The organism is Thermocrispum municipale DSM 44069 (genome assembly GCF_000427825.1).
GTDB classification, from domain to species: domain Bacteria; phylum Actinomycetota; class Actinomycetes; order Mycobacteriales; family Pseudonocardiaceae; genus Thermocrispum; species Thermocrispum municipale.
Genome location: NZ_ATYT01000004.1, coordinates 263338 through 286944 on the forward strand (window position 1 = coordinate 263338; position 23607 = coordinate 286944).

Below are 23607 nucleotides of genomic sequence, written 5' to 3' on the forward strand. Positions count from 1 at the left end.
CCTAGCGCCCTACCGGCACTCGGGTCGCACCGCTGCGAGGTGCACCACGCGGTGCCGGTCAGCCCTCGTCGACCGGCGCGATGCCGTCCCGATGCCTGCGCGCCATCTGCTGGTAGACCGTGGCGTTGAACTCCACCCAACCGCGCTGCGACTCGCTCAGCGGCTGGATCTTCTTGGCGGGCGCGCCCATCGCGATCGACTCCGGGGGCACCTCGGTGTTGGGCGTGACCACCGCGCCCGCGGCGACCATCGCCTTCTTGCCGATCACCGCCTTGTCCAGCACGGTCGCCCCGTTGCCGATCAGCGCCTGCTCGCCGACGGTGCAGTCGTGCACCAGCACCTGGTGGCCGACGGTGACGTTCTTGCCGATCTCGCACACACCGTCGTTGACGTGCACCACGGCGTTGTCCTGGATGTTGGCGCCTTCGCCGACGACGATGCGGCCGAAGTCCGCGCGCAGCACCGCGCCGTACCAGATCGACGCGCCCGCGCCTACCTCGACGTCACCGATCAGCGTCGCGGTCGGAGCGACCCAGGCGTCCGGATGCACCCGCGGGGTTTTCCCCTCGAAGGAGTAGATAGGCATAGCCGAACGTTATCCGACCGCCGGTGCCCGGTTCAGTGACGTCGGCCATGCTGCGCGCAGCGCACCGACAGCTGGATCAGCAACGCCAGCACGAGCAGCTCGCTGATCAGCTGGACTCGCTGGATCACCCCGCGGACCGGATCGAAGGTGCCGGGGAGAAAGATCGCCACGCCGGTGAGCAGAACGATCGCCCCGGTGACCATCGCGGCCGCTTGCAGCATTCGCCTGCCGCGCTGTCCCCGCGGAAGGACGGCCGCCACCAGCAGCGCGACGACCGGCACGGCGACCAAGGCGACCGCGGCGGCGTAGCGGTGGATCTGCGCCGACAGTGACGCGTGGCCGATCGGGTCGGTGGGGAACAACGCAACCAGGAACAACCCCAGAGCGGTCAGCCACGCCCCCAGCATGGCCACGCGGCCGATGGGTAGGCCGCTGGCGCGCAGCGTGGTGATCACGCCGACCCCGCCGACCGCCATGCTCAACACTCCGGCCGGGAACATCCATCCGACCTGCGGGGCGAAGACGGCGTTCGACAGCGTCTCGGTCACCGGCTGGATGGCGGATCCGGCGAACAGGTGCAGCAGGAGCATGAACGCGAAGGCGCCCGCCACGCCGGTCAGGCCGAGGAACCGCCCGACCGCCAACGGGTGCGGCCAGGACAACCGAGGGACGGATGGGTGGGCCGATGCGACCGGCGCGGGTGCCACAACGATGTTCGCCATGCCTATTACGGTGGCGAATCCGCAGGTCAGAGCCCATCCGGAAGATCCCCGAATTGACCCTGAGGTCTACCCCACCCGGTGCTCCGGGTAGCCCTACCTTCGCGGTGGCGTCAGCCCGACGGCACCACGACCCGCACGGCGCTGATGCCGATCGCCTGACGGTCCTCGCGGCCTGTCAGCCTGATCTCACCGGCGAGCTTCACAGTGGCGTCAGCCCGCCCCGCGCTGATGCCGATCGCTCCGCAGACTTCGCGGCGTCCCAGCTGTGACCCACCGACGCATTCGCGGCGAGGTCAGCGCGATCGCAGCGACGTCCACACGGGGCCGATGTCTGGTCTCAGCGCGGTCTTCGCGGACCGTCAGACCGACTTCACCGCGGACTTGGCGACGCTGATGCCCGGGATCGCTTTCAGCTCACCCAGCAACGACGGGCTCGGCCGGACCGAGAAGTTGTCCAGCGCGAGCAGCGTCTCGTGCTTGCCGCCGACCAGCTTGAGCTGCACGGGGGTGTCGCCCTTGTGCACCTCGAGGGTGCGCTTGAGCTCGGTGACCACGGCGGCGTCCAGCTTGTCCGCGGCGGCTTGCAGCACGAACGGCTCTTCCTCCCCGCCCATCTCGACGTTCGACAGGTCGAGCGGGGCGACCGCGCCGCCGAAGACCGACATCTTGTCCTCGCGCCAGTTCACCCTGCCCTTGACCAGGACGGCGTTGTCCTCGTGCAGCTCGGCGGCGAAGATCGCGTACGCCTTGGGGAAGAACAACACCTCGAGGCCGGCGTCCAGGTCCTCCACCGTGCAGATCGCCCACGGCTCGCCGTTCTTGTTCACCCGGCGTTCCATGCTGGTGATCAGCCCGGAGATGACGATCTCGCCTTCCTTGGGCGGGTCGGCCAGGATCGCCGCGATCGGTTTCGGCGCGTGCTTGCGCAGGATGCGCTCGGCGCCGTCCAGCGGATGCCCGGACACGTACAGGCCGAGCATCTCGCGCTCGTAGCCGAGCTTCTGCTTGCGCGGGTATTCCTCGTCGGTGAACTTCAGGTGGGCCAGCGGCGAGTGGCCGGTCTCCTGTTGTTCCTCGGCGTCGCCGAAGCCACCGAACAGGTCGAACTGCCCCATGGCCTCCTGCCGCTTGAGCGGCACGACGGCCTCGACGGCTTCCTCGTGGCATTGGATCAGCGACAGGCGGGTGTTGCCCAGCGAGTCGAACGCGCCCGCCTTGATCAGCGACTCGAGGACGCGCTTGTTGCACACCACCAGGTCCGACTTGTCCATGAAGTCGGTGAACGAGGAGTACTTCCCCTTCTCCTCACGGGTGGCGATGATCGACTGCACCACGTTCGCGCCGACGTTGCGCACCGCGCCGAGGCCGAAGCGAATGTCGTCACCGACCGCCGAGAAGCGTTCCACCGATTCGTTGACGTCCGGCGGCAGCACCTTGATGCCGAGCCTGCGGCACTCGGACAGATAGACCGCGGACTTGTCCTTGTTGTCCGCCACCGAGGTGAGCAGCGCGGCCATGTACTCCGCGGGGTAGTTCGCCTTCAGGTAGGCCGTCCAGTACCCGACCAGCGCGTACCCGGCAGCGTGCGACTTGTTGAACGCGTAGCCGGCGAACGGCAGGACCGTCTCCCACAGCGTCTTGATCGCGTCCTCGGAGTAGCCGTTGGCGCGCATGCCCTCGGCGAAACCGGTGAACTCCTGCTCGAGGACCTCCTTCTTCTTCTTGCCCATCGCGCGCCGCAGAATGTCCGCTCGGCCCATCGAGTAGCCGGCGACCTTCTGCGCGATCTGCATGATCTGCTCTTGGTAGACGATCAGACCGTAGGTCTCGGCCAGGATGTCGTGGAGCGGCTCCTCCAGCTCCGGGTGGATCGGCGTGATCTCCTGCCGGCCGTTCTTGCGGTCCGCGTAGTTGTTGTGCGTGTTCATCGCCATCGGGCCGGGCCGGTACAGCGCGTTGACCGCGGTGATGTCGTTGAACTCGGTCGGCTGCATGCGGCGCAGCAGGTCCCGCATGGCGCCACCGTCGAGCTGGAACACGCCGAGGCTGTCGCCGCGGCCGAGCAGCTCGAACGTCTTCTTGTCGTCCAGCGGCAGGGTGTCGAGGTCGATCTCCTCGCCGCGGTTGGCCTTGATGTTGTCGATCGCGTCGCCGATGACGGTCAGGTTCCGCAGGCCGAGGAAGTCCATCTTCAGCAGGCCGATGGCCTCGCACGACGGATAGTCCCAGCCGGTGATGATCGCGCCGTCGTCGCGCATCCACAGCGGGATGACTTCCATCAACGGCTCGCTCGACATGATGACCGCGCACGCGTGCACACCCGCGTTGCGGATCAGGCCCTCCAGGCCGCGGGCCGTCTCGAAGATCGTCTTGACCTCGGGGTCGTTCTCGATCAGCGACCGCACCTCGGCGGCCTCGCCGTACCGCTCGTGCTGTGGGTCGACGATGCCGGACAGCGGAATGTCCTTGGCCATGATCGGCGGCGGCAACGCCTTGGTGATCTTGTCCGCGATCGCGTAACCCGGCTGACCGAAGTGCACGCGCGCGGCGTCCTTGATCGCCGCCTTCGTCTTGATCGTGCCGAACGTGATGACCTGCGCGACCTTGTCCGAGCCGTACTTCTCGGTGGCGTAGCGGATCATCTCGCCGCGGCGGCGGTCGTCGAAGTCGATGTCGATGTCCGGCATCGACACGCGCTCGGGGTTGAGGAACCGCTCGAACAGCAGACCGTGCGGGATCGGGTCGATGTTGGTGATGCCCAGCGCGTAGGCCACCAGCGACCCGGCCGCCGACCCACGACCGGGGCCGACCCGGATGCCGACACTGCGCGCATAGCGGACCAGGTCACCGACCACCAGGAAGTAGGCGGGGAAGCCCTTCTCCTCGATGACCTTCAACTCGTGCTCGGCACGCTCGATGTAGCCGTCCGGAACGCCGTCCGGGAACCGGCGCTTGAGGCCCTCCATGACCTCGTGGTGCAGCCACGACGCCTCGGTGTGCCCTTCCGGCACCTCGTAACGCGGCATCAGATCCCGGTGGGCGTAGACCTCTTCGTAGGACTGCACCCGCTCGGCGATCAACAACGTGCTGTCGCACGCGCCGGGGACCTCGGCGTCCCAGAACTCGCGCATCTCGTCGGCCGACTTCAAGTAGTAGCCGTCGCCGTCGAACTTGAAGCGGTTCGGGTCGTTGAGCGTCTTGCCGGACTGCACGCACAGCAACGCGGCGTGCGGGTCCGCCTGGTCCTTGGTGACGTAGTGCGAGTCGTTCGTGGCCAACGGCGGCAGGTCGAGCTTGCGGCCGATCTCCAGCAGGCCCTCGCGGACGGCGCGCTCGATCGGCAGGCCGTGGTCCATCAGCTCGAGGAAGAAGTTGCCCTTGCCGAAGATGTCCCGGTACTCGGCGGCGGCGGCGAGCGCCTCGTCCTTCTGCCCCAGCCGCAGCCTGGTCTGCACCTCGCCGGACGGACACCCGGTGGTGGCGATGATGCCCTCGGCGTGCTCGGCGATCAGTTCCTTGTCCATCCGGGGCTTGCGGTAGTAGCCCTCGATGCTGGCCAGCGAGGACAGCGTGAACAGGTTCCGCAGGCCCTGCGCGTTCTCCGCGAGCATCGTCATGTGCGTGTAGGCACCGCCACCGGAGACGTCGCCGCCCTCACCGAACTCGTCGGTGTCGCGCTGGTTGGTCTGGCCCCAGAAGACCGGCTTCTTGTGGTGGCGGCTCTGCGGCGCCACGTACGCCTCGATGCCGATGATCGGCTTGATGCCCGCCTTGACCGCCTGTTGATAGAACTCGTCGGCGCCGTACATGTTGCCGTGGTCGGTCATGCCCACGGCCGGCATGCCCAACCGCTCGGCCTCGGCAAACAGCGGCCCGATCTTCGCGGCACCGTCGAGCATCGAGTACTCGGTGTGAACGTGAAGATGGACGAACGAGCTGTCGGACATCGCCTGCAACTACCTCCCGCACCGCTCGCCGATGGCCCCCGCGAGGCCGGCTGAAGCCCCAATCTAACCGCTGCCCCCGACGCAGATGGAGTGCCATGCCGCGAGGGGTCGAAACCGGTCGATCAGCGGTTCGCCCGCGTCCGTCCCACAATCCGGAGAATCGATTCTGACCAGGGAAAATACCGCTTCGTGAGCGCTTGCGCACGACGAGCACCCAGCGGTGAACGACCCATCCGGCGACGGGCATCCGTGGCCGGGGCGAGAGGACGTCGCGGATCACCTTGTCGACGGTGCAGATCGTGATGGCTCGCCGCGAACTGCAACGGGCCAGGTGCGATCCCGACACCGGTGCCACCGAGCGTCGGATGAACGCTGTCTTGGCCAGTTCACGGCGGCGCGGGAGCCGGTTGCAGCGAACGCCGCGAGGTAGCCGAGCCGACGCCGGGATCCCCATGGCGGGCGAGAGATACCCAGGACCACCCGGTGCACCCCAACTTCCGCCTTTCGCCGTACCCCGCGTGACCGTCGCCACACCGATTCCCTACCGCTTGCCATCCCGATCACGACCCGGTGGGCCGTCCGGGTGATACCGAGTCGAGCGCACCCCGGCGGCGCACACGGAGGGGTGCCACCCACCCGAATGGACACTTGCCAGCGCCGTCGGCGCTGAATAGTGTGCGCTCACGAACTGATGCATGTGCAAATGCATCCTCAGCGTGAAGAGGCAGAGCGATGGCGGGGGTCATTTCCGGAACGCGAGTGACTCGCCGGCGCGACAGGCGCCGGTGGGACGGCAAGCTGGATTGGCAGTCGCCCGATTGCGGCGAGGAAAGGGTCCGATGACCGCACAGTCGGATCCCATCAGCGACCGCTTGGTCGAACTGATCGACCGCGGATTCCAGTTCCTCCACCCGACCAACGCCGAAGGCCAGGTGCAGGCGGTCGTCGGCGTCCGGGTGCACAGCCAGGTGATCGACCTGGTGCAGATCCACGCCGAGGACGACGTCACGGCTACCCGGATGCCGGTCGGCGAACAGGACATCATGGAGCCACGCACTGTGCTGTGGCAGACCCACGGTGAAGTCACCGGCGTTCTGGACGCCATGCTTGCCCTCCCCGAGGAAACGCCGGACTCCGCTGAATCACGGGGGTGCTGGGTTCCGGTGCGGCCGGGCGATACCCGCTTCATTCGCTCCTGAAGGACACAGGAACTCCGCTGCCCCACTCGCACCAAGGCGAGCGGGGCAGCGTTCTGCTGAGTGATCAGCCAGGCACTGCAACGCGCGCTGTCTCGATGCGGGCAGTGCCGGTGAAGTTGTCCGACATCCGTTCCAGATCCGTCTCAGCCGCGCACAGGAACAGGGTGCGCCGGTCCGGTCCGCCGAGCGCGCAGGAGACCACCCAGTGCCCCTCGGTGGCGGTGTGCACCACGTCGGTGACAGTGCCGTCGGGCAGCACCCGACGCACCTCGCTGCTGAACGGGCAGGTCACCCACACGGCGCCCTCGGAGTCCATGCACAGCCCGTCGACGGCGTCCGCCTCCAGGCTGTCGAACTGCTTGAACACCCGCTGATTGGACAGCTGGCCGCTCTCGTCCACGTCGAATGCGCTGAGCCGGAAGGTGAACGTCTCGGCGACGTAGAGCGTCTTGCCGTCCGGGCTCAGGCCGACTCCGTTCGGACAGACCAGATCCTTCCCAGCAGTGCTGACCTCACCATCCGGGCTGACGACGATGACATGGCTGCCTTCCGCCTCGGCTCCGTTGAACAAGTCGTAGCCGATCTGTGTGATGTAGGCACGGCCGTGCTTGTCGACCCACATGTCATTGGCCGCGAAGGCCACGTGGCCGAGCTCTGCGACGACCTCCATGCGCCCCTCCGGGGTGATCTTGCGCAGCTTCGAATCTGCTTGCGTGACCACCAGCGGCGTGCCGTCCGGCCGGAAGCCGAGACCGGACGGCTTCACCCCCTCCTCTTCGGCCGCCACGACGACCTCGTCACTCTCCGGGTTGATCCGATACACCTTCCCGCGCGGGATATCGGAGCACCACAGCTGTCCGTCGTGCCAACGAGCCCCTTCGAGGTACTGGAAGCCGTCGTAGCGGACTTCTGCGGTCTGCTCGGTCATCACTCCGCCCTTCCGCGCTCGCCCTCTTGGCAAGCGCCACTGCCGACTGGTATACCCCTAAGTGAATCATTAGTCGATGTATGGCGCAAGTCACCAGAGAGAGCGACGAGGAGTGGCGGGATGACCGTGAGCGTTCGGGTTGCCGGAGTCGGCATGGGGAAATTCAGCACGCCTAGGAAAAGTGCTCCGTACGACCAGATTGCCGAGGAGGCCATCCGTGCCGCCCTAGTTGACGCCGACTTGAGCCTGACGGACATCAATCAGGTCTACGCGGGCTATGTGTACGGTGATTCGACATCAGGGCAGAATTCGCTGTATCGCGTGGGGATGACCGGCGTGCCGGTAGTGAACGTGAACAACAACTGCGCTTCCGGGTCGTCGGCGCTGTGGCTGGCACGCCAGGCCGTCGCTTCTGGCGCCGCGGAATGCGTGCTCGCTTTCGGTTTCGAGCAGATGCAACCCGGCGCGTTGGGTTCGCACTGGGCAGATCGACCGTCTCCGTTCGACAGGCTGAACGCGGTCGCGGACGCGGTGCAGGCGGCGCCTGCCGAAGTGCCCATCGCTGCGCGGCACTTCGGTGGCGCGGGCCTGGCCTACATGGAGAAGTACGGCGCGGCCCCGGAGATGTTCGCGAAGGTGTCCGTCAAAGCCCGCAAGCACGCGGCGCAGAACCCGCATGCGGTGTTTCGCGAGCCGGTCACTGAGGCGGAGGTTCTCAACTCGCCGCACCTATACGGCCCGCTGACCAGGTTGCAGGCCTGCCCGCCGACCTGCGGCGCGGCGGCGGCGGTGGTGTGTTCCGCGGAGTTCGCCGCCCGCCGTGGGCTGGCCGCCTCGGTGGAGATCACCGCTCAGTCGACGACGACTGACCAGCCGGGGAGCTTCGACCCGCCGGACATGCTGAGCCTGGTCGGTTACGACATGACAGCGCGGGCAGCTCGGCAGGTATACGAGGAAGCTGGGATCGGGCCGGAAGACATCCCCGTCGTGGAGCTGCATGACTGCTTCACCACCAACGAGGTCATCAGCTATGAGGCCTTAGGCCTCACGCCGGAAGGCTCGGCGGAGAAGTTCATCGCGGATGGCGACAACACCTACGGCGGTCGCACCGTGGTCAATCCGTCGGGCGGCCTGCTGTCCAAGGGCCATCCGCTCGGCGCGACCGGCCTGGCCCAATGCGCCGAGCTCACTTGGCAGCTGCGCGGCCAAGCTGGCGCGCGTCAGGTGGCAGGGGCCGCCGTCGCCCTGCAGCACAACCTCGGGCTGGGCGGCGCCTGCGTGGTTTCGCTGTACCGGCGGGTGCGCTGATGTCCACGATCGACACCTCCGCCATCGGCCGTGAGCTGCCCGAGGCGAGCATGCTCGTCGAGCGCGGCAGGCTGCGGCTGTTCTGCAAAGCGATCGGTGAAACGGACCCGGTCTACACCGATGTGGACGCCGCGCGTGCCGCCGGGCATCCCGATCTTCCGGCTCCGCCGACGTTCCTGTGCGCCATTCAGCACGAGCGAGACAACCCATTCGACTGGCTGAACGAACTCGGCTCCGACCTGACTCAGGTGCTGCACGGCGAGCAGCACTTCACGTATCACGCGTTGGCCTATGCCGGTGACCGGCTGGTTCTGTCCAGCCGGATCGCCGACATCTATCAACGCAAAGGAGGTGCGCTCAACTTCATTGTGCGCAACTCGATTGTGCGCCGCGGAGAGACGACGGTGGCCGAACTCAAGGACATCGTCGTCATCCCGGGAGGCCATCAGTGACACCACCAATGCCAACCCCGATCGACGCCGCCCAGCTCAGTGTCGGGACGGAGCTCCCGCCGCTGCGGGTCGAGCCGATTTCCCGCACCACATTGGCGCTGTTCGCCGGCGGTGCGGGCGACCACAACCCGGTGCATGTCGACATCGACGCGGCCCGCGCGGCCGGCTACGACGATGTCTTCGCCCACGGGATGCTCAGCATGGCTTACCTCGGGCGGCTGCTCACCCGTTGGGTCCCGCAACAGCGGATTCGCTCCCTGCAAACCCGGTTCGTCGCGGTGACACCGGTCGGCGCTCATCCGGAATGCCGCGGGACGGTCACCGCCATCGACCGGGCCGGCGACGAGACGGTCGCGACGATCTCGCTGCAGGTGACCCTCCCCGACGGCACCACCACCCTGACCGGCCAAGCCCGCGTGGCGCTGGCCTAAGAGCAAGAGAGGAAAGAGAGCCACAGTGAACAAACTCAACGGACGCACCGCATTGGTGACCGGCTCCGGTCGGGGCATCGGCCAGGCAATCGCGCGCAAGCTCGCCGCCGAGGGCGCCCGGGTGGTAGTCAACGACCTCGACGCCGACCCGGCGAAAGAGACGATCGCCCAGATCGAAGCCGCGGGCGGTGAGGCCGTCGCCTGCCTCGGCGACGTGCTTCACGACGACTTTCCCCAACGCTTCGTCGACACCGCGCAGCAGGCCTACGGCGGCGTGGACATCATCGTCAACAATGCGGGCTACACCTGGGACAACGTCGTGCAGAAGATGTCCGACGAACAATGGGACACCATTGTCGATCTGCATTTGAAGGCCCCCTTCAGGATTCTCCGGGCGGCCCAGCCGGTGATCTCTGCGGCGGTGAAAAAGGCGAGGGCAGCGGGCGAACCGGTGCATTGCCGGAAGGTCGTCAACATCTCCTCGATGGCAGGCACCGGCGGCAATGTCGGGCAGGCGAACTACTCCGCGGCCAAAGCAGGCATCCTCGGGTTGACCAAGACGCTGGCCAAGGAATGGGGCCGCTACAACGTCACGGTCAACGCGGTTGCGTACGGCCTCATCCGCACCCGGCTCACCGAGGCCACCGCCGATTCCGACGCCAAGATCGAGGTCGGCGGCCGGGAGATCAAGGTCGGGCTGAATCCGGACCTGATGGCGACGATGGAGAGGTCGATCCCGCTGGGCCGGGCCGGCACGGTGGAGGACGCCGCGGGCGCGGTGTACCTGCTGTGCATCCCCGAGTCGGACTACATCAGCGGCCAGACGCTGCTCTGTGGCGGGGGGTTCTCGGTATGACACCCGCGATCCGCACCCGGTCGCCGTGGATGACCGACGACCTCGACCATCTGCGCGACTTGGCTCGTACCTTCTGCGAGAAGGAGCTGCTGCCGAACCAGCAACGCTGGCGAGAACAGCACCACGTCGACCGTGACATCTGGTTCACCGGCGCCAAAGCGGGCCTGTTGTGCCTGTCGATACCCGAAGAGTACGGCGGCGGTGGCGGGACTTTCGCTCACGAAGCCGTGCTGTTGGAGGAGCAAGCCCGGGTCGGCGACACCGCCTGGGGCATCGGCGTGCACTGCGTGGTGGCGGCGCACTACGTGCTCGCCTACGGGACCGAGGAACAGCGCCGGGCATGGCTGCCGAAGATGGCCTCCGGCGAAACGGTCGTGTCCATCGCGATGACTGAGCCGGGCACGGGCTCCGACCTGCAGGGCATCACCACTCGCGCGGTGGCCGACGGCGACGAGTACGTCATCAACGGCGCCAAGACGTTTATCACCAACCTGAGCCAAGCCGGCCTGGTGATCGTGGTGGCGAAGACCGCCCCGGACGCGGGCCATCGCGGCATCTCGCTGATCCTGGTGGAGACCGACCGGCCAGGGGTCCGGCGGGGCCGCATCCTGGACAAGATCGGCCAGCGCGGCCAGGACGCTTCGGAGCTTTTCCTCGACGACGTGCGCGTACCTCGGGAGAACGTGCTCGGCGGCGTCGAGGGGCGAGGCTTCATCCAGCTGATGAGCCAGTTGCCGCAGGAACGGCTGACCATCGCCCTGGTCGCGACGACGGCGATGGAGACCGCGCTGGAGCACACACTGGCTTACACGCGGGATCGGCGCGCCTTCGGCAAGCCGCTCAATCAGTTCCAGAACACCCGCTTCGCGCTGGCCGAAGTGGCCACCGAAGCCAAGCTGGCCAGAACGTTCATTGACGACTGCATCATGAAGCACGTGGCAGGAGAGCTCGATGAGGTCACCGCCGCGATGGCCAAGTGGTGGACTACCGAGCGCGCGATGCGGGCGATCGACCAGTGCCTGCAACTGCACGGCGGATACGGCTACATGTCCGAGTACCCGATCTCGCACATGTGGGCGGACAACCGAGTGGCCCGAATTTACGGCGGCACCACCGAAATCATGAAGGAAATCGTCGCTCGATCGATCATGCGCGGCTGAGTCCGGAAACCACAAGGAGGTCCGATGGATCCGGCAACACTGTTGAAAAAGTCGGCCCGGCTCTACGGGAACAACACCGCCTATGTGTGCGGCGAGCGGCGGCAAACATATGCCGAATTGCTCGAACGTTCGGCCCGACTGGCGAACGCGCTGCGCGCACGCGGTATCCAGCAGGGCGACCGAGTGGCGCTGCTCGGCCCGAACTCCGCCGAGACGATGGAACACATCGGCGGCCTGGCGCTCGGCGGCTTCGTCCGCTGCCCGCTGTATGCCCATGACACCCCGGACAAGCATCAGTACCTGCTTGAGCTGACCGGAGCCACGGCCCTCATCGTCCATCAGTCGCATCTCGAGGCGCTCGAACCAGTCCTGCCAGAAGTTCCCGGCTTGAAGGTCGTCTTGGTCATCGGCGGCGACCACGACGAGCGCGACTACGAACTGGCGATGCAGGATGCGGACCCGCACCCACCCGCGGTCACGCTGTCCGATGATGACCCGCACGTCATTCGCTTCTCCGCGGGCACAACCGGCAAGCCGAAAGGCATTTTGCACACGGTCCGTGGGTTTATGGACATGGGCAACGAGATGGCGCTGGTTGTATCGCGCCTGGCCGAGCACGACCGCTATCTGGCTCCGGCTCCACTGACCCACGCGGCCGGCTTGTTCGTGTGGCCGATGGTGGCGGTCGGCGCGGCCACCGTAGTCATGCCGGCCTTCGACACCACCGGTTTCCTCGACCTGGTGGAGCGGGAGCGCGCGACCGTCGCTCTTGCCGTGCCGACCATGATCCAGATGATCACCGAGTCTCCCGGGGTACGCGAACGCGATCTGTCCAGCCTGCACACCGTCATCTACGGCACCGCCCCGATCTCGGTCGCCACGCTCACGGCCGCGATCAATCTGTGGGGCAACATCATGTACAACATCTACGGCCAGAGTGAGGCCTTGCCGTTGACCATCCTGGCCCCGCAGCACCACGTGCTCGATGGGGACGAGCGGCAGCGCAGCTGGCTGCGGTCGGTGGGGCGGCCAACGCCGAACTCCGAGGTCGTCATCATGGACGACGACGGCAACGAGTTGCCGCCGGGTGAAGTCGGCGAAATCGTGGGCCGTAGTCCGGGAGCCATGCGCGAGCTGTGGGGTGCGCCGGAAGCAACCGCCGAGCGGATGAGCCCGGACGGTTGGGTGCGCACGCGTGATGTTGGCTGGATGTCGGAGGACGGCTTCCTTTACCTCACTGACCGCAAGGAAGACACGATTATCTCCGGCGGCTACAACATCTGGCCTAAGGAATTGGAGGATGCGCTGCAGCAGCACCCCGCGGTGGCTGAGGCAGCCGTCGTCGGCGTGCCGCACCCGAAGTGGGGCGAGACGCCACACGCGGAGGTCGCCCTGCGCGACGGGCATGCAGTCACCGCCGAAGCGCTCATCGCCTGGACCAAGGACAAGGTGGGCTCGGTGAAGAAGGTCACCTCAATCGATTTCGTCGACGCGGTTCCGCGCACCCCGATCGGCAAACTCGCCCGCCGAGAAGTCCGGCAGCACTGGGCAGAGCGTCACGGGGAGACGGCGTCGAGCTAGTGTCGTGCGGCTGAACAGCTGATCTCTACGATGGCCGCTGTGAGCCGCGGGAGGATGGCGATGAGCGGGGAAACCGGGACGGCGCCGGCATGGGGAACACGCCCGCGCAACCGTCGTGAGCTCATCATCGCGGCGGCCACCGAGCTGTTCCTCATCGACGGCTACGAGCGGGTAAGCATGAGCGCGGTCGCCGACGCCGTCCATGTGCGGCCGTCGGCGCTGTACCGGCACTTCTCCAGTAAAGCCAGCTTGCTCACCGCCGCAGTGATCGACGAGATGGAGCAGGTGCGCGGCTGGCTCGCCGACGTGCCGGACGACCTCGACGCGGTGGCCGAGCGGCTTGCGGTGATCGCGCAGAACCGCAAGCAGCTCGGCACACTGTGGCAGCGGGAGGCGCGCAGCCTGCCGCGAGAGGAGTTCAGCGCGCTGCGGGCCGCCGTGTCACGCACGGTGGATGTGTTCGCCGAGCAGGTCATGGCGCACCGCCCCGAGCTGGACTCGTGGTCCGCCCGGCTGCTGGCTTCCTGTACCTACTCGGCAGTGTGCGGGCTGTCGCGGCTTACCGGTGAGCTGCCGGCAAACCGCGCGCGGACGGTCTTCACCGACATCATACGCACCATTCTGAACGCGCACCCGGTCAGCGGCGGCGAGCCCGATGTCGTGCCGCCGGACCAGCCCGGCCTCAGTCCTGTCGGCCGCCGCGAACGGCTGCTTGCGGCAGCGATCAACTTGTTCGCCGAGTACGGTTACACCGCCGTCGCCATGGAGGACATCGGGCGGCAGGCCGGCATCGCCGCGCCGACCGTGTACCACCACTTCGAGTCGAAGCAACACTTGTTGTTGACCGCCATGGCCAGGGTGGACGAATGGCTGCGGCACGGCCTGTATTGGGCGCTGCGGTCCAGCCAAAGCCCCGCCGAAGGGCTCGTCCGGCTGGTCAAGTCCTACATTGATTTCGCGGTCCGGCATCCCCAGCACGTGGACGTGCTGCTCAGCGAGGCCCGGCATCTGGGCAACGCCGAACGTGCGCAAACCGCGCAATTGCAGAGCGAGTACATCCAGGAATGGATACACCTGATGCTCTCAGCCAGACCCGGCCGCACCGAAGCCGAGCTGGCCCTGAGGGTCTACGCGATTCTGGCCATCGGCCACGACGTGGCGCGAATCAGCGAATTCCGCCACAACCCGGACGCGATCGCCACGGTCAAACGCTTCGCCTCGGCGCTCGCGCTGCCTGAAAACCCGAGCCACTAGGCGCCGACACTTCTGCTGGAGCTCACCGCGCTCGGTAATCCATCGGCCACCTGAGCTCGCGCCCCCGCTGTCTCTCGCTCGGCCGTCGTCGCGACCGAGCGCTCAACCCTGCGTGAACTCAATGCGTCGCTCTTCCGTGTAGAGCATGTAGGGGCGGGCACGTGATAAAGGTCACGGGCGGTTGTGCCGTTGTGGTGTCCAAAAAGGAAAAGCAACACAAGTTACTCGTAAGCAACCGCTAGCGCCCGCGCTATCGTCCGCCCATTCAAATATCTAAGGTCAAGACCAAGGAGATTTCGTGCTGTTTCGTGCAGCCTCCGGAGCCGACCTTGCCAGCGGGCTCCTGGCCCAAGCGGAAGGCCAGGACACCGGCATCCTCGGCAGTATCGAGAACGCGATCAACAGCGTTTTCGAGCCGGCCGCGAACGCGCTGAGTACGTTCGTTTTCGGCGAAGTGACAGTGTTCGGACTCACATTTCCATGGATCGTGTTCTGGCTGGTACTCGCCGGACTCGTGTTCACGCTCTACTTCAGATTCATCCAATTCCGGCAGCTCAAACTCGCGGTGCGCCTCGTTCGGGGCAAATACAGCGATCCCGACGATCCCGGCGAGATCACACATTTTCAAGCGCTGTCGTCGGCATTGTCCGGAACAGTGGGTTTGGGGAACATCGCCGGTGTCGGCGTCGCCGTGACGATCGGTGGTCCCGGCGCGACCTTCTGGATGATCATGGCCGGGCTGCTCGGCATGTGTTCGAAATTCGTCGAGTGCACGCTGGGGGTGAAGTACCGGACCGAGCACCCCGACGGCACGGTCTCCGGCGGTCCGATGCATTACCTGCGGAAAGGCATCGCGGAGCGATTCCCCAACCCGGTGGGCCAGACCGTCGGCAAGGTGCTGGCAGCCCTGGCTGCGGTCATGATCCTGCTCTTCGGTGTCGGCGGCGGGAACATGTTCCAGGCGAACCAGACGGTGGCCCAGCTGCGCGACATCACCGGTGGGGAGGACGGTCTGCTCGGCGGCAAGGGGTCGGCTCTGCTGCTCGGACTCCTGCTCACGGTGATCGTCGGCGCGGTCGCCATCGGCGGTATCAAGTCCATCGGCGCGGTGACCAGCAAGTTGGTGCCGTTCATGGGCGTCACCTACGTCGCCGGGTGCCTGATCGTCATCGGGACCAACCTCGCCCACGTACCTGCCGCGTTCGGCGAGATCCTCTCCAGCGCGTTCACCGGCGAGGGCGTCGCGGGTGGCACCATCGGTGCGCTGATCGTCGGGTTCACCAGGGCAGCGTTCTCGAACGAGGCGGGTCTTGGGTCGGCGCCGATCGCACACTCGGCGGTGAAGACGCGTTACCCGGCGACGGAAGGCCTGGTCGCCCTGCTGGAGCCGTTGATCGACACCGTCGTGATCTGCACCATGACGGCGTTGACGGTCATCATCGCGAACACCCCGACCTGGCACGAGGCGCAGCAGGTCTACGCCAGCGAGGGCAAGAATCCCGACGGGGTCACGATCACGTCGTCCGCCTTCGAGACGGTCATGCCGTGGTTCCCGTACGTGTTGACGCTGGCCGTCGCGCTGTTCGCCGTGTCGACGATGATCACGTGGTGCTACTACGGCCAGAAGGCCTGGACGTACCTGTTCGGCAAGTCGCGCGTCTCGGAGCGTGCGTATCAGGTGGTGTTCTGTGTCCTCATCGTCTGCGGCGCCGTTCTGTCGTTCGACGCCGTGCTGGAATTCACCGACGCGGTGCTGTTCCTGCTCGCGCTGTTCAACATCATCGGGCTCTACTTGCTGGCGCCGGTGGTCAAGCGTGAGTTGACCACGTTCTTGCAGAAGGTCAGGACGAAAACGGTGCCCGAGCGCGCCGACGACGATCCGGTGGCCGACCAGGTGTGAACACACTCAGGGCCCCATCCGGGCGCGGATGGGGCCCTGAGTTGTGCGGGACTCAGAAGTCCGCGGTGACCTTGGTGAAGGCCCAGTCCTCCTGCGGGATACCGCTGCAGTGTGCGGCCACCTGGCCGTCGCAGCCGCCGCGGTCACGGTTGACCGACCAGAAGGCCAGCCTGCCGAGGTTGTTGGACTTCGCCCAGTCGCGGATCTGCGTCCACGTCTCGACCGAGGTCTCCTCGTGCTGGTCGGACAGCCCGTTCATGCCGGACAGACCGGTGTGCGTCCAAGCTTCCTCGTCCGACCAGCCGAACGTGGCCTTGAGCTTGTCCTTCAGCGCGGTGACCGCGTTGACGGTGTCGGTGTAGATGTCGCTCGAGCCGAAGTCGAACGGCATCACGGTGAACACGTCGATGTTCGCCTGCAGTTCGGCCGCCCGGTCGATGAGCCGGTTGCCGTAGTAGTTCGGCCCGGTCGTCGTGGTCGGCATCGTGACGATCGTCTGGATACCCGGGTTGTTCTCCTTGACGATCTTCAACGCGCCGAGGATCCGGTCCTGCACCGTCTCGTTCTCGAACTCGTCGGAGTTCTCGATGTCGATGTCGATCGCGGTCAGGTTGTGCGCGTCGATCACCTTCTGGTACGCGCCGGCCAGCTCCTCGGGCGACGAGCAGTTCGGGCCGAGCTTGTTGCCGCCCCAGCCGCCGATGGACGGGACGACGAAGCCGCCTGCGTCCTGAATCGCCTTGATCGTCTGTTCGTCGGTGCCACCGGTCAGCGGACGCTGGCCGTCCCAGGCCGGTTCGCAGCCGCCGGAGGACAGGATGAAGGCCAGCGTGAAGCCCTGGATCCCGGTCTGCTGCATGATGTCGGTCGCGTTCGGCGGCTCGCCCCAACCCAGGTACAGGTACGGGGCGGCGTGCCCGGCCAGCTGGGCTTGCCGGTCGACCGTGCTCGCCGGGGCGCCGGTCGCGGGCGCGGCCAGCGCAACGGTGGCGGCCGCCCCGAGTGCTGCGGCTACGGCGAGGGTGCGGGTGCGTCGCTTGCTCATGGGTCGTCCCTCCTCCTACTGGTTTCCGGCCCGCTGACCGGCGTCGATCGCGGTGATGAGTTCGCCGTCGCTGGTGTCGCCGCTGAGCTCCCAGAAGAAGGCGCCGCCGAGCTGCTGCTCGTTGACGTAGGCCATCTTTCCGGCGATGATCTCCGGGGTGTCGTAGCTCCACCAGTCGCTGCCACAGTGCGCGTACGCGGTGCCGGCGATCTCGCCGGTGACCGGGCAGCGATCCTTGATGTCCTTGTAGTCCTCGATGCCCTTCTCGTACTTGCCCTCCGCCGGGCCGGTGGCGGATCCGCCCGGCTCGGACTGCGTCACGCCGGTCCAGCCACGGCCGTAGAACCCGATGCCGAGCAGCAGCTTGTCGGACGGGATGCCCAGCGACTTGAGCTTCTGGATCGCCGCGTCGGAGTTGAAGCCCTCGGTCGGGATGCCCTCGTAGGACGTCAGCGGCGAGTGCGGAGCGGTCGGGCCGTCGGCGTCGAATCCGCCGAAGAAGTCGTACGTCATCACGTTGTACCAGTCGACGTACTGCGCGGCGCCCGCGTAATCAGCGGCATCGATCTTGCCGCCTTCCGACGCGTCCGCGGTGATGGCCGCGGTGACCAGGTTGTCCTGGCCGAACTTGTCCCGCATGGCCTTCATGACGTTGGTGAAGGCCTCCCGCCCGCTTTCGTCGCAGGTCTCGCCGCAAGCGTTCGGGTACTCCCAGTCGATGTCGATGCCGTCGAACACGTCCGCCCAGCGCGGGTCCTCGACCAGGTCGTAGCAGGACTGCGCGAACGCCTCGGGGTCCTTGGCGGCCTCACCGAACCCGCTCGACCAGGTCCAGCCACCGAACGAGTAGAGGATCTTCAGGTGCGGGTACATCTTCTTGAGCTTGCGCAGCTGGTTGAAGTTGCCCCGCAGCGCGCCCTGATCCCACGTGTCGGCTTCGCCGTCGACGCTGGACGCGGCATCGTAGAACTTGTCGTAGTCGGCGTAGGCGTCACCGATCTGGCACTTGCCGTTGGCGACATTGCCGAACGCGTAGTTGATGTGCGTCAGCTTCTCCGCCGACCCGCTCGTATGGATGTCCTTCACGTGGTAGTTGCGCTGGTAGACGCCCCATTGGACGAAGTAGCCCAGTGTCACGTCGCTGACCGCGGCCTTGGCGTCGTTCGCCGGGGTAGCCGCCGGCTCGGCGTTGACGGGAGCAGCAGCCAGCAGACCCGCCACGGTGAGTGCGGCCGCGCCGAACGCGGGCAGCCGCCATCTCTTCCTCGACATGCGTTTTCCTTCCGATAGCAGGGGGATTTCGGACGGATGTGGTGTCTTGTCGAGCAGCGCGGGCCCACGGCTGCCGTTGCGGTGTGAGGTCAGCCACAACGTTCTGATAAGAATACTTCCAGTTTTTCGCCACAGTCCAGGCAGAACGTGAATTATTCTCGCTATAGGCGCGGTGCGCGTTCGATAGTCACGGCGTCTACGCAGGTCAGGTAATCTGGATCGATTTCAAGGCCAGGGGCGCACAATGTCCCAAGGGGCAAGCCTGCGCGGCCGAAAAGTGCCGCGCTGAGGCCCGGGAGGCGGGGTTTGCGCCTGTCAGGTCTCGTCGAAACTTTCCGGAGTAGCGACACAGCGGAACCCTGTGTCGTCATCACACATCGATTCAGCCGCATCGTTGAACGACGACGGCGTCGCTCGATCAAACGGGCTCGTCCATGCCCCACCCTTGAGCTCGCGGCGACCGGGGCGGCTTTCGGTCTCACACCACTCCCAGACGTTGCCGCACATGTCGTAGACCCCATACGGGCTGATGCCGCTCTGGTAGCAGCTCACTGAAGTGGTATCGCCAACGCCGTTCTCCCGCACGTTGCACTTGGCGGGAGTCGGTTGATCACCCCACGGGTAAACGTTTCCACGCGTGCCCCGAGCGGCCTTCTCCCACTGCTGACTGCTGGGCAACTTCTTGCCGGCCCACTGCGCGTAGGCGTTCGCGTCCTTCCAAGTCACGAAGACAACGGGATGATCGTCCTTCCTTGGCGGTGGCTGACCGTCCTTCCAGTGACGTGGGGCGTTGTGCCCGGTTGCAGCCAGAAAGCGGGCGTACTCCGCATTGCTAACGGGGTAGACATCGATGTAGTAGGTAGGCAGCCATACCGGCTCGTTGCTCGGGCCGTACTGGAACACGCTTCCGTCCACTTTGACCATCAGCGTCCCGTCGAGTGGGTGGCGACGCTGGCTCGAGCCGATGAGCTCCACCGAGGCTGAATCGCTATTGCCGCCGATCAACGCTCCGCCGGTGAGGTGAACGAAGCGCGCTTGTGTATCGGGATCGCTCCGCGCCAGGCAGGTGTCCAGAGCGGCTTGGTTGACCGGGCGAGGCGTACTGCCGGCTTCCCATTTGGAGATCATCCGCTCGCTGACACCAAGGTGCGCTGCGAACTCGCGAATGCTCATCCGCTTGGCTTCACGTAATGCCCGTACGTAATCCCCTGACCACTGTTCGACAGTCGCCACGTACCTCTCCCCAGTCGGACCTCACGCAGCAGAGTAGCCGGTTGACTTCGCTCAGTTACACCTTCTCCCCGGGAATACCCTCGTACAGCTCCCTGAGCTTGCTCAGGACCGGGTGATCCACTGGCCATCGGGTCTCATCCACCCCTGACACCGCCCGCACTCCGGTTGCGGCGTTGGTAGCGAAGGCTGCGTCCATCTCTACCAGATCGGACGGAGTAAGCGGCTCCGCAATGACGGGCTCATCCAGCTCCTGGTTCAGCAGCGTCATCGTTATGCCTGCCAGATACGGCGAGCGTGGCCAGACAACCTGGCTACCACGCACAAAGCCAATATTCGACGTGGCAATTTCTGAAATGGTCCCGTCGCGATTGACGAAAAGGACATCGTCAAAGCCCTGTCGTTGCGCGTCGCGCCGCTGCTTCAGTGCGCCGAACAGGCCCACGTGCTTAACCGCGGGAAGGTCACGCTGATAAGCCACAGCCTGCAAATGCATCGGTGGCGCAGGAGCGCCGGACGCCGGCCTAGTGGTGATCAAGATCTGCGGGCTCGCGTCGTTCCCAATCCGCCCCAGGTCCAGTTCAGGGTCGAAGCACGTGACGCGAACGACGACACGTTCCGGCGAGCTCTCCAGTGCGTCCCGAACGTAGGCACGAACACGGTCCGTATCCAAGTCGACGTCGAACAGCTGGCGCGCGTCCCGTGCAAGACGGCCCAGGTGAAGACTCAGTCCGCGCACACGACCCTGTTCGACCAGCATGGATGTGAAGTGCCCAAAGTTCGTCAGCGCCAGCGCCTTGAGCGCATCGGCCGTCACCGGTGAACCGTTCAGCTTCATCCCTCCAGCCTCCCATCCGACCCGGTCGGACGGCACACTTCCCAGCCCGAAGTTCAGTGAAAGTTCAGGGGCGGAAGTTCAGCAAAAGTTCAGCGCGGGTGAGGCCGTGAGGCAGTTCTCAGAACTCTCCGTGTACCGGACGCTCGATGCATTGCATGAGTCGCCACAGAACACGACTGGCACGGAGAACACGATGACAAAGAACAGCGTCACCTTCACCACGAGTAGCAAAAGCTCGATCCCAAAACTCATCGGTTTGGCACTCATCGCCACCCTGATCTTCACCGTGGTGCGACACCCAGGCGATGCCGCTTCTTGGGTAGTCGCAATTGCCGGCGGGGCTGGCAAGGCGATCGATGGTATCGCGAACTTCCTCAATAACGTGGGTGGCTAGGAGTCAGTCCGCGCGCGGCACGGACCGCTCCAAACGATGCGCAGCTGAACTGAGCGCTCACCCGCCTTGCAGCGCGAAGACTCCCACCTCGAACCGATCACAGGATCGTGCAACATACGTCCCCGTTTTTCGACTCTCACAAGTAAGCCGAACCAATCGCCTCACCGCAACGGGAGGCCAGATGCTGCCAGGGCTCAATCCCGGGGACCAACTCTTACGTCGCGAACTACACGCCAAGTTCGGCGGGATACGACAGGGAGGTATCGCCCCGTCCCAGCAAGCAGCGGCCGTACTGTTCTTCACGGATCCTAAGAAAGGGCATCAACACGGGTACTACGACGGTTGGGGCTCAGACGGCCTGTTCCACTACGTGGGTGCGGGCCAACGGGGCGATCGTCAGCGCCTGCACGAAGAAGGCCACAAAGTGGGGCGCATGCAAGTTGTTCCGGCTGGCGAAAGCCGTCCCCTGTACGGCGATATCTGGGACCAGACAGAGGACACCCTGATCGAAGCAAAAGCACTGTTACACGCGACGCGCTACGAATGGCCGTAGGTCAGTTACTCGACTATGGGCGTTTTGTGGTGCACGCCAAGAAGGCTGTCCTTGTCCCGTCGTGCCCGCAGTAAGACCTGGTCAGCTACGTAACGGGAGCCGGTATCGACATCATCTACCCCGACGGCGACAGGTGGGAGAGGATTCAGGCCGAGGGTCCCGCTGTTACGTAGCTTCGAGCGGTCAGGCCACTTCCGGCGGGACATCCATCCGAGAGTCATCGCGCGCCTCGTCGTCAGCGAAGACGGGCACGACGGCGGGTATCTCGAACTTCCGTCGCCAGGTTGCCAAGTCACCGCGGGCGCGTTCGGCGTAAGCGGCACGCCGCTTGCGTCGCGGTAGCCGCATGTTGAGCTCGGAGAACAAGCCGTACTGGATGTTCGACGGCTGGAAGTGGCGAGGGTCCGACTGCGTCAGGTGGCGTGCCAAGGCCCCAAGAGCAGTGGTCGTGGGCAACGGCTCGAACGCCGACTCCGTGTGGCGCTCGAGGGCAATGTAGAGCCCCACTACGAGCCCGGCAGCGGCCGACTCGAGGTACCCCTCGACGCCGGTGATCTGCCCGGCCAGGCGGATCCGCGGCTCCTTCCGGAGCCGGTAGAACTCGTCCAGGTGCTGTGGCGCGTTGATGAACGTGTTGCGGTGGACCTGGCCGAAGCGCGCGAACTTCGCATCGGCGAAGCCGGGCAGCGTGCGGAAGACACGCCGCTGCTCACTCCACTTCATGCGCGTCTGGAAGCCCACCATGTTGAGCTGGCTGCGGGACAGGTTCTCCTGACGCAGCTGCAGCACGGCGTGGGGTTGGGTGCCGTCCGGAGCGGTGAGCCCCGCCGGTTTCATCGGACCGTGCGGCAGGACGTCGACGCCGCGCCGCGCCATCTCCTCGATCGGCAAGCAACCCTCGAAGAAGAGGTTGCGCTCGAAGTCGTGCAGCTCGATCACCTCGGCGGTGACCAGCTGCTGGTGAAAGGCAAGGTACTCGTCCCGGGTCAGCGGCACGTTGAGGTAGTCGTCGCCTTCCCCTTTGCCATAGCGCGACGCCCAGAACATACGGCTCGTGTCGAGACTGTCGGCCTCCACGATGGGAGCGATGGAGTCGTAGAAGTAGAGGTGGCGCGAGCCGAGGAGTTCCTGGATCCGCTCGGTGAGATCGGGGGAGGTGAGCGGTCCCGTCGCCACGACCACGTCACCGTCGGGGAGCTCGGTCACCTCGTGCCGCTCGATGGTCACGGTGGGCATGCGCTCAAGGGTCGCCGTGATGCGCGCGGAGAAGCGGTCGCGGTCGACCACCAGAGCCGCGCCGCCGGGCACCGCCGAAGCACGCGCCGCGCCGATCACCAAGGAGCCGAAGGATTCCATTTCCCGCTTCAGCAGCCCAGCAGCGTGCTCCGGGTCGTCCGAGCGCAGCGAATTCGTGCACACCAGTTCGGCGAACCGGCCGGTGCTGTGCGCGGGAGTCATGCGCTCCGGCCGCATCTCGTGCAATACCACCGGAATGCCGCGCGCGGCGAGCTGAAAGGCGCACTCGCTGCCTGCGAGGCCTGCTCCGATGACGTGGACCGGACGTGTCCTACCCATCGTCTTCACGGTAGCCACCGGGCGAAGGCGCCGCGATGGCGGGTGTGACCTCAGCCATGGGCACCGGCCCACCTCGGCATCGGTGTCATCCGCTTTGTCGTCCACCACATGACCAGGGCCCCATCCGCGTGCTGCGGATGGGGCCCTGACCTGCGAGCCGCCTGCGGGAATCGAACCCGCGACGTATTCATTACGAGCCACTCTTACAAGGTCGCCAACCTGTGCTGATGTGCGCTTTACCCTGCTCCCGTCCTCCATAGACGTCCACCGCGAAACCTTGATAGCCACTGCGGTTGTCAGACCAGATGTCAGACGTGGCCACATCCCCGATCAGGCGGGCCTGAGCCGCGATGCTCAAAGCCTTCGCCGGACCTCG

At 65.8% G+C, this 23607-nt stretch carries 20 protein-coding genes; 11 read left to right on the plus strand and 9 right to left on the minus strand.

The features are described 5' to 3' along the window. Positions 1 to 58 precede the first annotated feature (58 nt). The 3 genes from YWM_RS0104650 to dnaE form a co-directional block, all read right to left on the minus strand. Positions 59 to 586, minus strand: a complete 528-nt coding sequence (locus YWM_RS0104650) for a gamma carbonic anhydrase family protein (protein WP_028849733.1) — start codon at positions 584 to 586, stop codon at positions 59 to 61. 32 nt (positions 587 to 618) lie between these two features. Further along, complete coding sequence (locus tag YWM_RS25095) at positions 619 to 1308, minus strand: DUF998 domain-containing protein (RefSeq protein WP_052344556.1); 690 nt, start codon at positions 1306 to 1308, stop codon at positions 619 to 621. Positions 1309 to 1667: 359 nt separating this feature from the next. Continuing rightward, the gene (gene dnaE, locus YWM_RS0104665; RefSeq protein WP_028849734.1) at positions 1668 to 5255 is read right to left on the minus strand and encodes a DNA polymerase III subunit alpha; all 3588 of its coding nucleotides are present in this window, start codon (positions 5253 to 5255) and stop codon (positions 1668 to 1670) included. Positions 5256 to 6094: 839 nt separating this feature from the next. Here dnaE and YWM_RS0104670 point away from each other — a divergent pair. Then, complete coding sequence (locus YWM_RS0104670; protein WP_028849735.1) at positions 6095 to 6454, plus strand: hypothetical protein; 360 nt, start codon at positions 6095 to 6097, stop codon at positions 6452 to 6454. A 64-nt stretch (positions 6455 to 6518) separates the two neighbouring features. On the opposite strand, the gene YWM_RS0104675 is transcribed toward YWM_RS0104670, so the two are convergent. Then, a complete protein-coding gene (locus YWM_RS0104675) occupies positions 6519 to 7382 on the minus strand; it encodes an SMP-30/gluconolactonase/LRE family protein (RefSeq protein WP_028849736.1) in 864 nt (287 codons plus the stop codon). Positions 7383 to 7502: 120 nt separating this feature from the next. Here YWM_RS0104675 and YWM_RS0104680 point away from each other — a divergent pair, with 120 nt between their 5' ends. The 8 genes from YWM_RS0104680 (at position 7503) to YWM_RS0104715 (ending at position 16324) form a co-directional block, all read left to right on the plus strand. Continuing rightward, positions 7503 to 8690, plus strand: a complete 1188-nt coding sequence (locus YWM_RS0104680) for a lipid-transfer protein (RefSeq protein ID WP_028849737.1) — start codon at positions 7503 to 7505, stop codon at positions 8688 to 8690. Then, a complete protein-coding gene (locus YWM_RS0104685) occupies positions 8690 to 9142 on the plus strand; it encodes a MaoC family dehydratase N-terminal domain-containing protein (protein ID WP_028849738.1) in 453 nt (150 codons plus the stop codon). The genes YWM_RS0104680 and YWM_RS0104685 overlap by 1 nt, the downstream gene beginning before the upstream one ends. Before the next feature lie 8 nt (positions 9143 to 9150). Next, positions 9151 to 9573 (plus strand): MaoC/PaaZ C-terminal domain-containing protein, encoded by a 423-nt coding sequence (locus YWM_RS0104690; RefSeq protein ID WP_043659624.1) that lies wholly within the window; start codon positions 9151 to 9153, stop codon positions 9571 to 9573. Positions 9574 to 9598: 25 nt separating this feature from the next. Next, positions 9599 to 10429 (plus strand): SDR family NAD(P)-dependent oxidoreductase, encoded by an 831-nt coding sequence (locus YWM_RS0104695; protein WP_028849740.1) that lies wholly within the window; start codon positions 9599 to 9601, stop codon positions 10427 to 10429. Next, positions 10426 to 11589, plus strand: a complete 1164-nt coding sequence (locus tag YWM_RS0104700) for an acyl-CoA dehydrogenase family protein (protein WP_028849741.1) — start codon at positions 10426 to 10428, stop codon at positions 11587 to 11589. The genes YWM_RS0104695 and YWM_RS0104700 overlap by 4 nt, the downstream gene beginning before the upstream one ends. A gap of 24 nt (positions 11590 to 11613) precedes the next feature. Continuing rightward, positions 11614 to 13170: a class I adenylate-forming enzyme family protein gene (locus tag YWM_RS0104705; RefSeq protein ID WP_028849742.1), complete on the plus strand. Its 1557-nt coding sequence runs from the start codon at positions 11614 to 11616 to the stop codon at positions 13168 to 13170. A gap of 39 nt (positions 13171 to 13209) precedes the next feature. Beyond that, a complete protein-coding gene (locus YWM_RS0104710) occupies positions 13210 to 14424 on the plus strand; it encodes a TetR/AcrR family transcriptional regulator (protein WP_169720959.1) in 1215 nt (404 codons plus the stop codon). 298 nt (positions 14425 to 14722) lie between these two features. Further along, on the plus strand, positions 14723 to 16324 hold the full coding sequence (locus tag YWM_RS0104715; protein ID WP_211232428.1) for an alanine/glycine:cation symporter family protein: 1602 nt from the start codon (positions 14723 to 14725) through the stop codon (positions 16322 to 16324). 52 nt (positions 16325 to 16376) lie between these two features. On the opposite strand, the gene YWM_RS0104720 is transcribed toward YWM_RS0104715, so the two are convergent. The 4 genes from YWM_RS0104720 to YWM_RS0104735 form a co-directional block, all read right to left on the minus strand. After that, positions 16377 to 17369, minus strand: a complete 993-nt coding sequence (locus tag YWM_RS0104720; RefSeq protein WP_028849745.1) for a chitinase — start codon at positions 17367 to 17369, stop codon at positions 16377 to 16379. A gap of 15 nt (positions 17370 to 17384) precedes the next feature. After that, positions 17385 to 18641: a glycoside hydrolase family 18 protein gene (locus YWM_RS0104725; protein ID WP_028849746.1), complete on the minus strand. Its 1257-nt coding sequence runs from the start codon at positions 18639 to 18641 to the stop codon at positions 17385 to 17387. A gap of 315 nt (positions 18642 to 18956) precedes the next feature. Beyond that, positions 18957 to 19874, minus strand: a complete 918-nt coding sequence (locus YWM_RS0104730) for an SUMF1/EgtB/PvdO family nonheme iron enzyme (RefSeq protein ID WP_084612181.1) — start codon at positions 19872 to 19874, stop codon at positions 18957 to 18959. Between the two features lie 55 nt (positions 19875 to 19929). Beyond that, positions 19930 to 20709: an aminotransferase class IV family protein gene (locus YWM_RS0104735; RefSeq protein ID WP_028849748.1), complete on the minus strand. Its 780-nt coding sequence runs from the start codon at positions 20707 to 20709 to the stop codon at positions 19930 to 19932. A gap of 193 nt (positions 20710 to 20902) precedes the next feature. Here YWM_RS0104735 and YWM_RS26050 point away from each other — a divergent pair, with 193 nt between their 5' ends. Further along, complete coding sequence (locus tag YWM_RS26050) at positions 20903 to 21103, plus strand: hypothetical protein (RefSeq protein WP_156914641.1); 201 nt, start codon at positions 20903 to 20905, stop codon at positions 21101 to 21103. A 181-nt stretch (positions 21104 to 21284) separates the two neighbouring features. After that, positions 21285 to 21656 carry an SRA domain-containing endonuclease gene (locus tag YWM_RS26055; protein WP_156914642.1) on the plus strand — a complete coding sequence of 124 codons (372 nt, stop codon included), beginning with the start codon at positions 21285 to 21287 and terminating at the stop codon, positions 21654 to 21656. Between the two features lie 183 nt (positions 21657 to 21839). Here the strand turns inward: YWM_RS26055 and trmFO are convergent, their stop codons facing one another. Beyond that, positions 21840 to 23231, minus strand: coding sequence for a methylenetetrahydrofolate--tRNA-(uracil(54)-C(5))-methyltransferase (FADH(2)-oxidizing) TrmFO (gene trmFO, locus YWM_RS0104745; RefSeq protein WP_028849749.1), 1392 nt, complete (start codon positions 23229 to 23231; stop codon positions 21840 to 21842). Between the last annotated feature and the right edge of the window lie 376 nt (positions 23232 to 23607).

What these genes read in the sequence shown, in the direction of transcription:
- dnaE (WP_028849734.1), bottom strand. Translation starts at nt 5,255, where the DNA reads ATGTCCGACAGCTCGTTCGTCCATCTTCACGTTCACACCGAGTACTCG.
- YWM_RS0104690 (WP_043659624.1), top strand. Translation starts at nt 9,151, where the DNA reads ATGCCAACCCCGATCGACGCCGCCCAGCTCAGTGTCGGGACGGAGCTC.
- YWM_RS0104735 (WP_028849748.1), bottom strand. Translation starts at nt 20,709, where the DNA reads ATGAAGCTGAACGGTTCACCGGTGACGGCCGATGCGCTCAAGGCGCTG.
- YWM_RS0104720 (WP_028849745.1), bottom strand. Translation starts at nt 17,369, where the DNA reads ATGAGCAAGCGACGCACCCGCACCCTCGCCGTAGCCGCAGCACTCGGG.
- YWM_RS0104705 (WP_028849742.1), top strand. Translation starts at nt 11,614, where the DNA reads ATGGATCCGGCAACACTGTTGAAAAAGTCGGCCCGGCTCTACGGGAAC.
- YWM_RS26055 (WP_156914642.1), top strand. Translation starts at nt 21,285, where the DNA reads ATGCTGCCAGGGCTCAATCCCGGGGACCAACTCTTACGTCGCGAACTA.
- YWM_RS26050 (WP_156914641.1), top strand. Translation starts at nt 20,903, where the DNA reads ATGACAAAGAACAGCGTCACCTTCACCACGAGTAGCAAAAGCTCGATC.
- YWM_RS0104725 (WP_028849746.1), bottom strand. Translation starts at nt 18,641, where the DNA reads ATGTCGAGGAAGAGATGGCGGCTGCCCGCGTTCGGCGCGGCCGCACTC.
- YWM_RS0104700 (WP_028849741.1), top strand. Translation starts at nt 10,426, where the DNA reads ATGACACCCGCGATCCGCACCCGGTCGCCGTGGATGACCGACGACCTC.
- YWM_RS0104650 (WP_028849733.1), bottom strand. Translation starts at nt 586, where the DNA reads ATGCCTATCTACTCCTTCGAGGGGAAAACCCCGCGGGTGCATCCGGAC.
- YWM_RS25095 (WP_052344556.1), bottom strand. Translation starts at nt 1,308, where the DNA reads ATGGCGAACATCGTTGTGGCACCCGCGCCGGTCGCATCGGCCCACCCA.
- YWM_RS0104670 (WP_028849735.1), top strand. Translation starts at nt 6,095, where the DNA reads ATGACCGCACAGTCGGATCCCATCAGCGACCGCTTGGTCGAACTGATC.
- trmFO (WP_028849749.1), bottom strand. Translation starts at nt 23,231, where the DNA reads ATGGGTAGGACACGTCCGGTCCACGTCATCGGAGCAGGCCTCGCAGGC.
- YWM_RS0104685 (WP_028849738.1), top strand. Translation starts at nt 8,690, where the DNA reads ATGTCCACGATCGACACCTCCGCCATCGGCCGTGAGCTGCCCGAGGCG.
- YWM_RS0104675 (WP_028849736.1), bottom strand. Translation starts at nt 7,382, where the DNA reads ATGACCGAGCAGACCGCAGAAGTCCGCTACGACGGCTTCCAGTACCTC.
- YWM_RS0104680 (WP_028849737.1), top strand. Translation starts at nt 7,503, where the DNA reads ATGACCGTGAGCGTTCGGGTTGCCGGAGTCGGCATGGGGAAATTCAGC.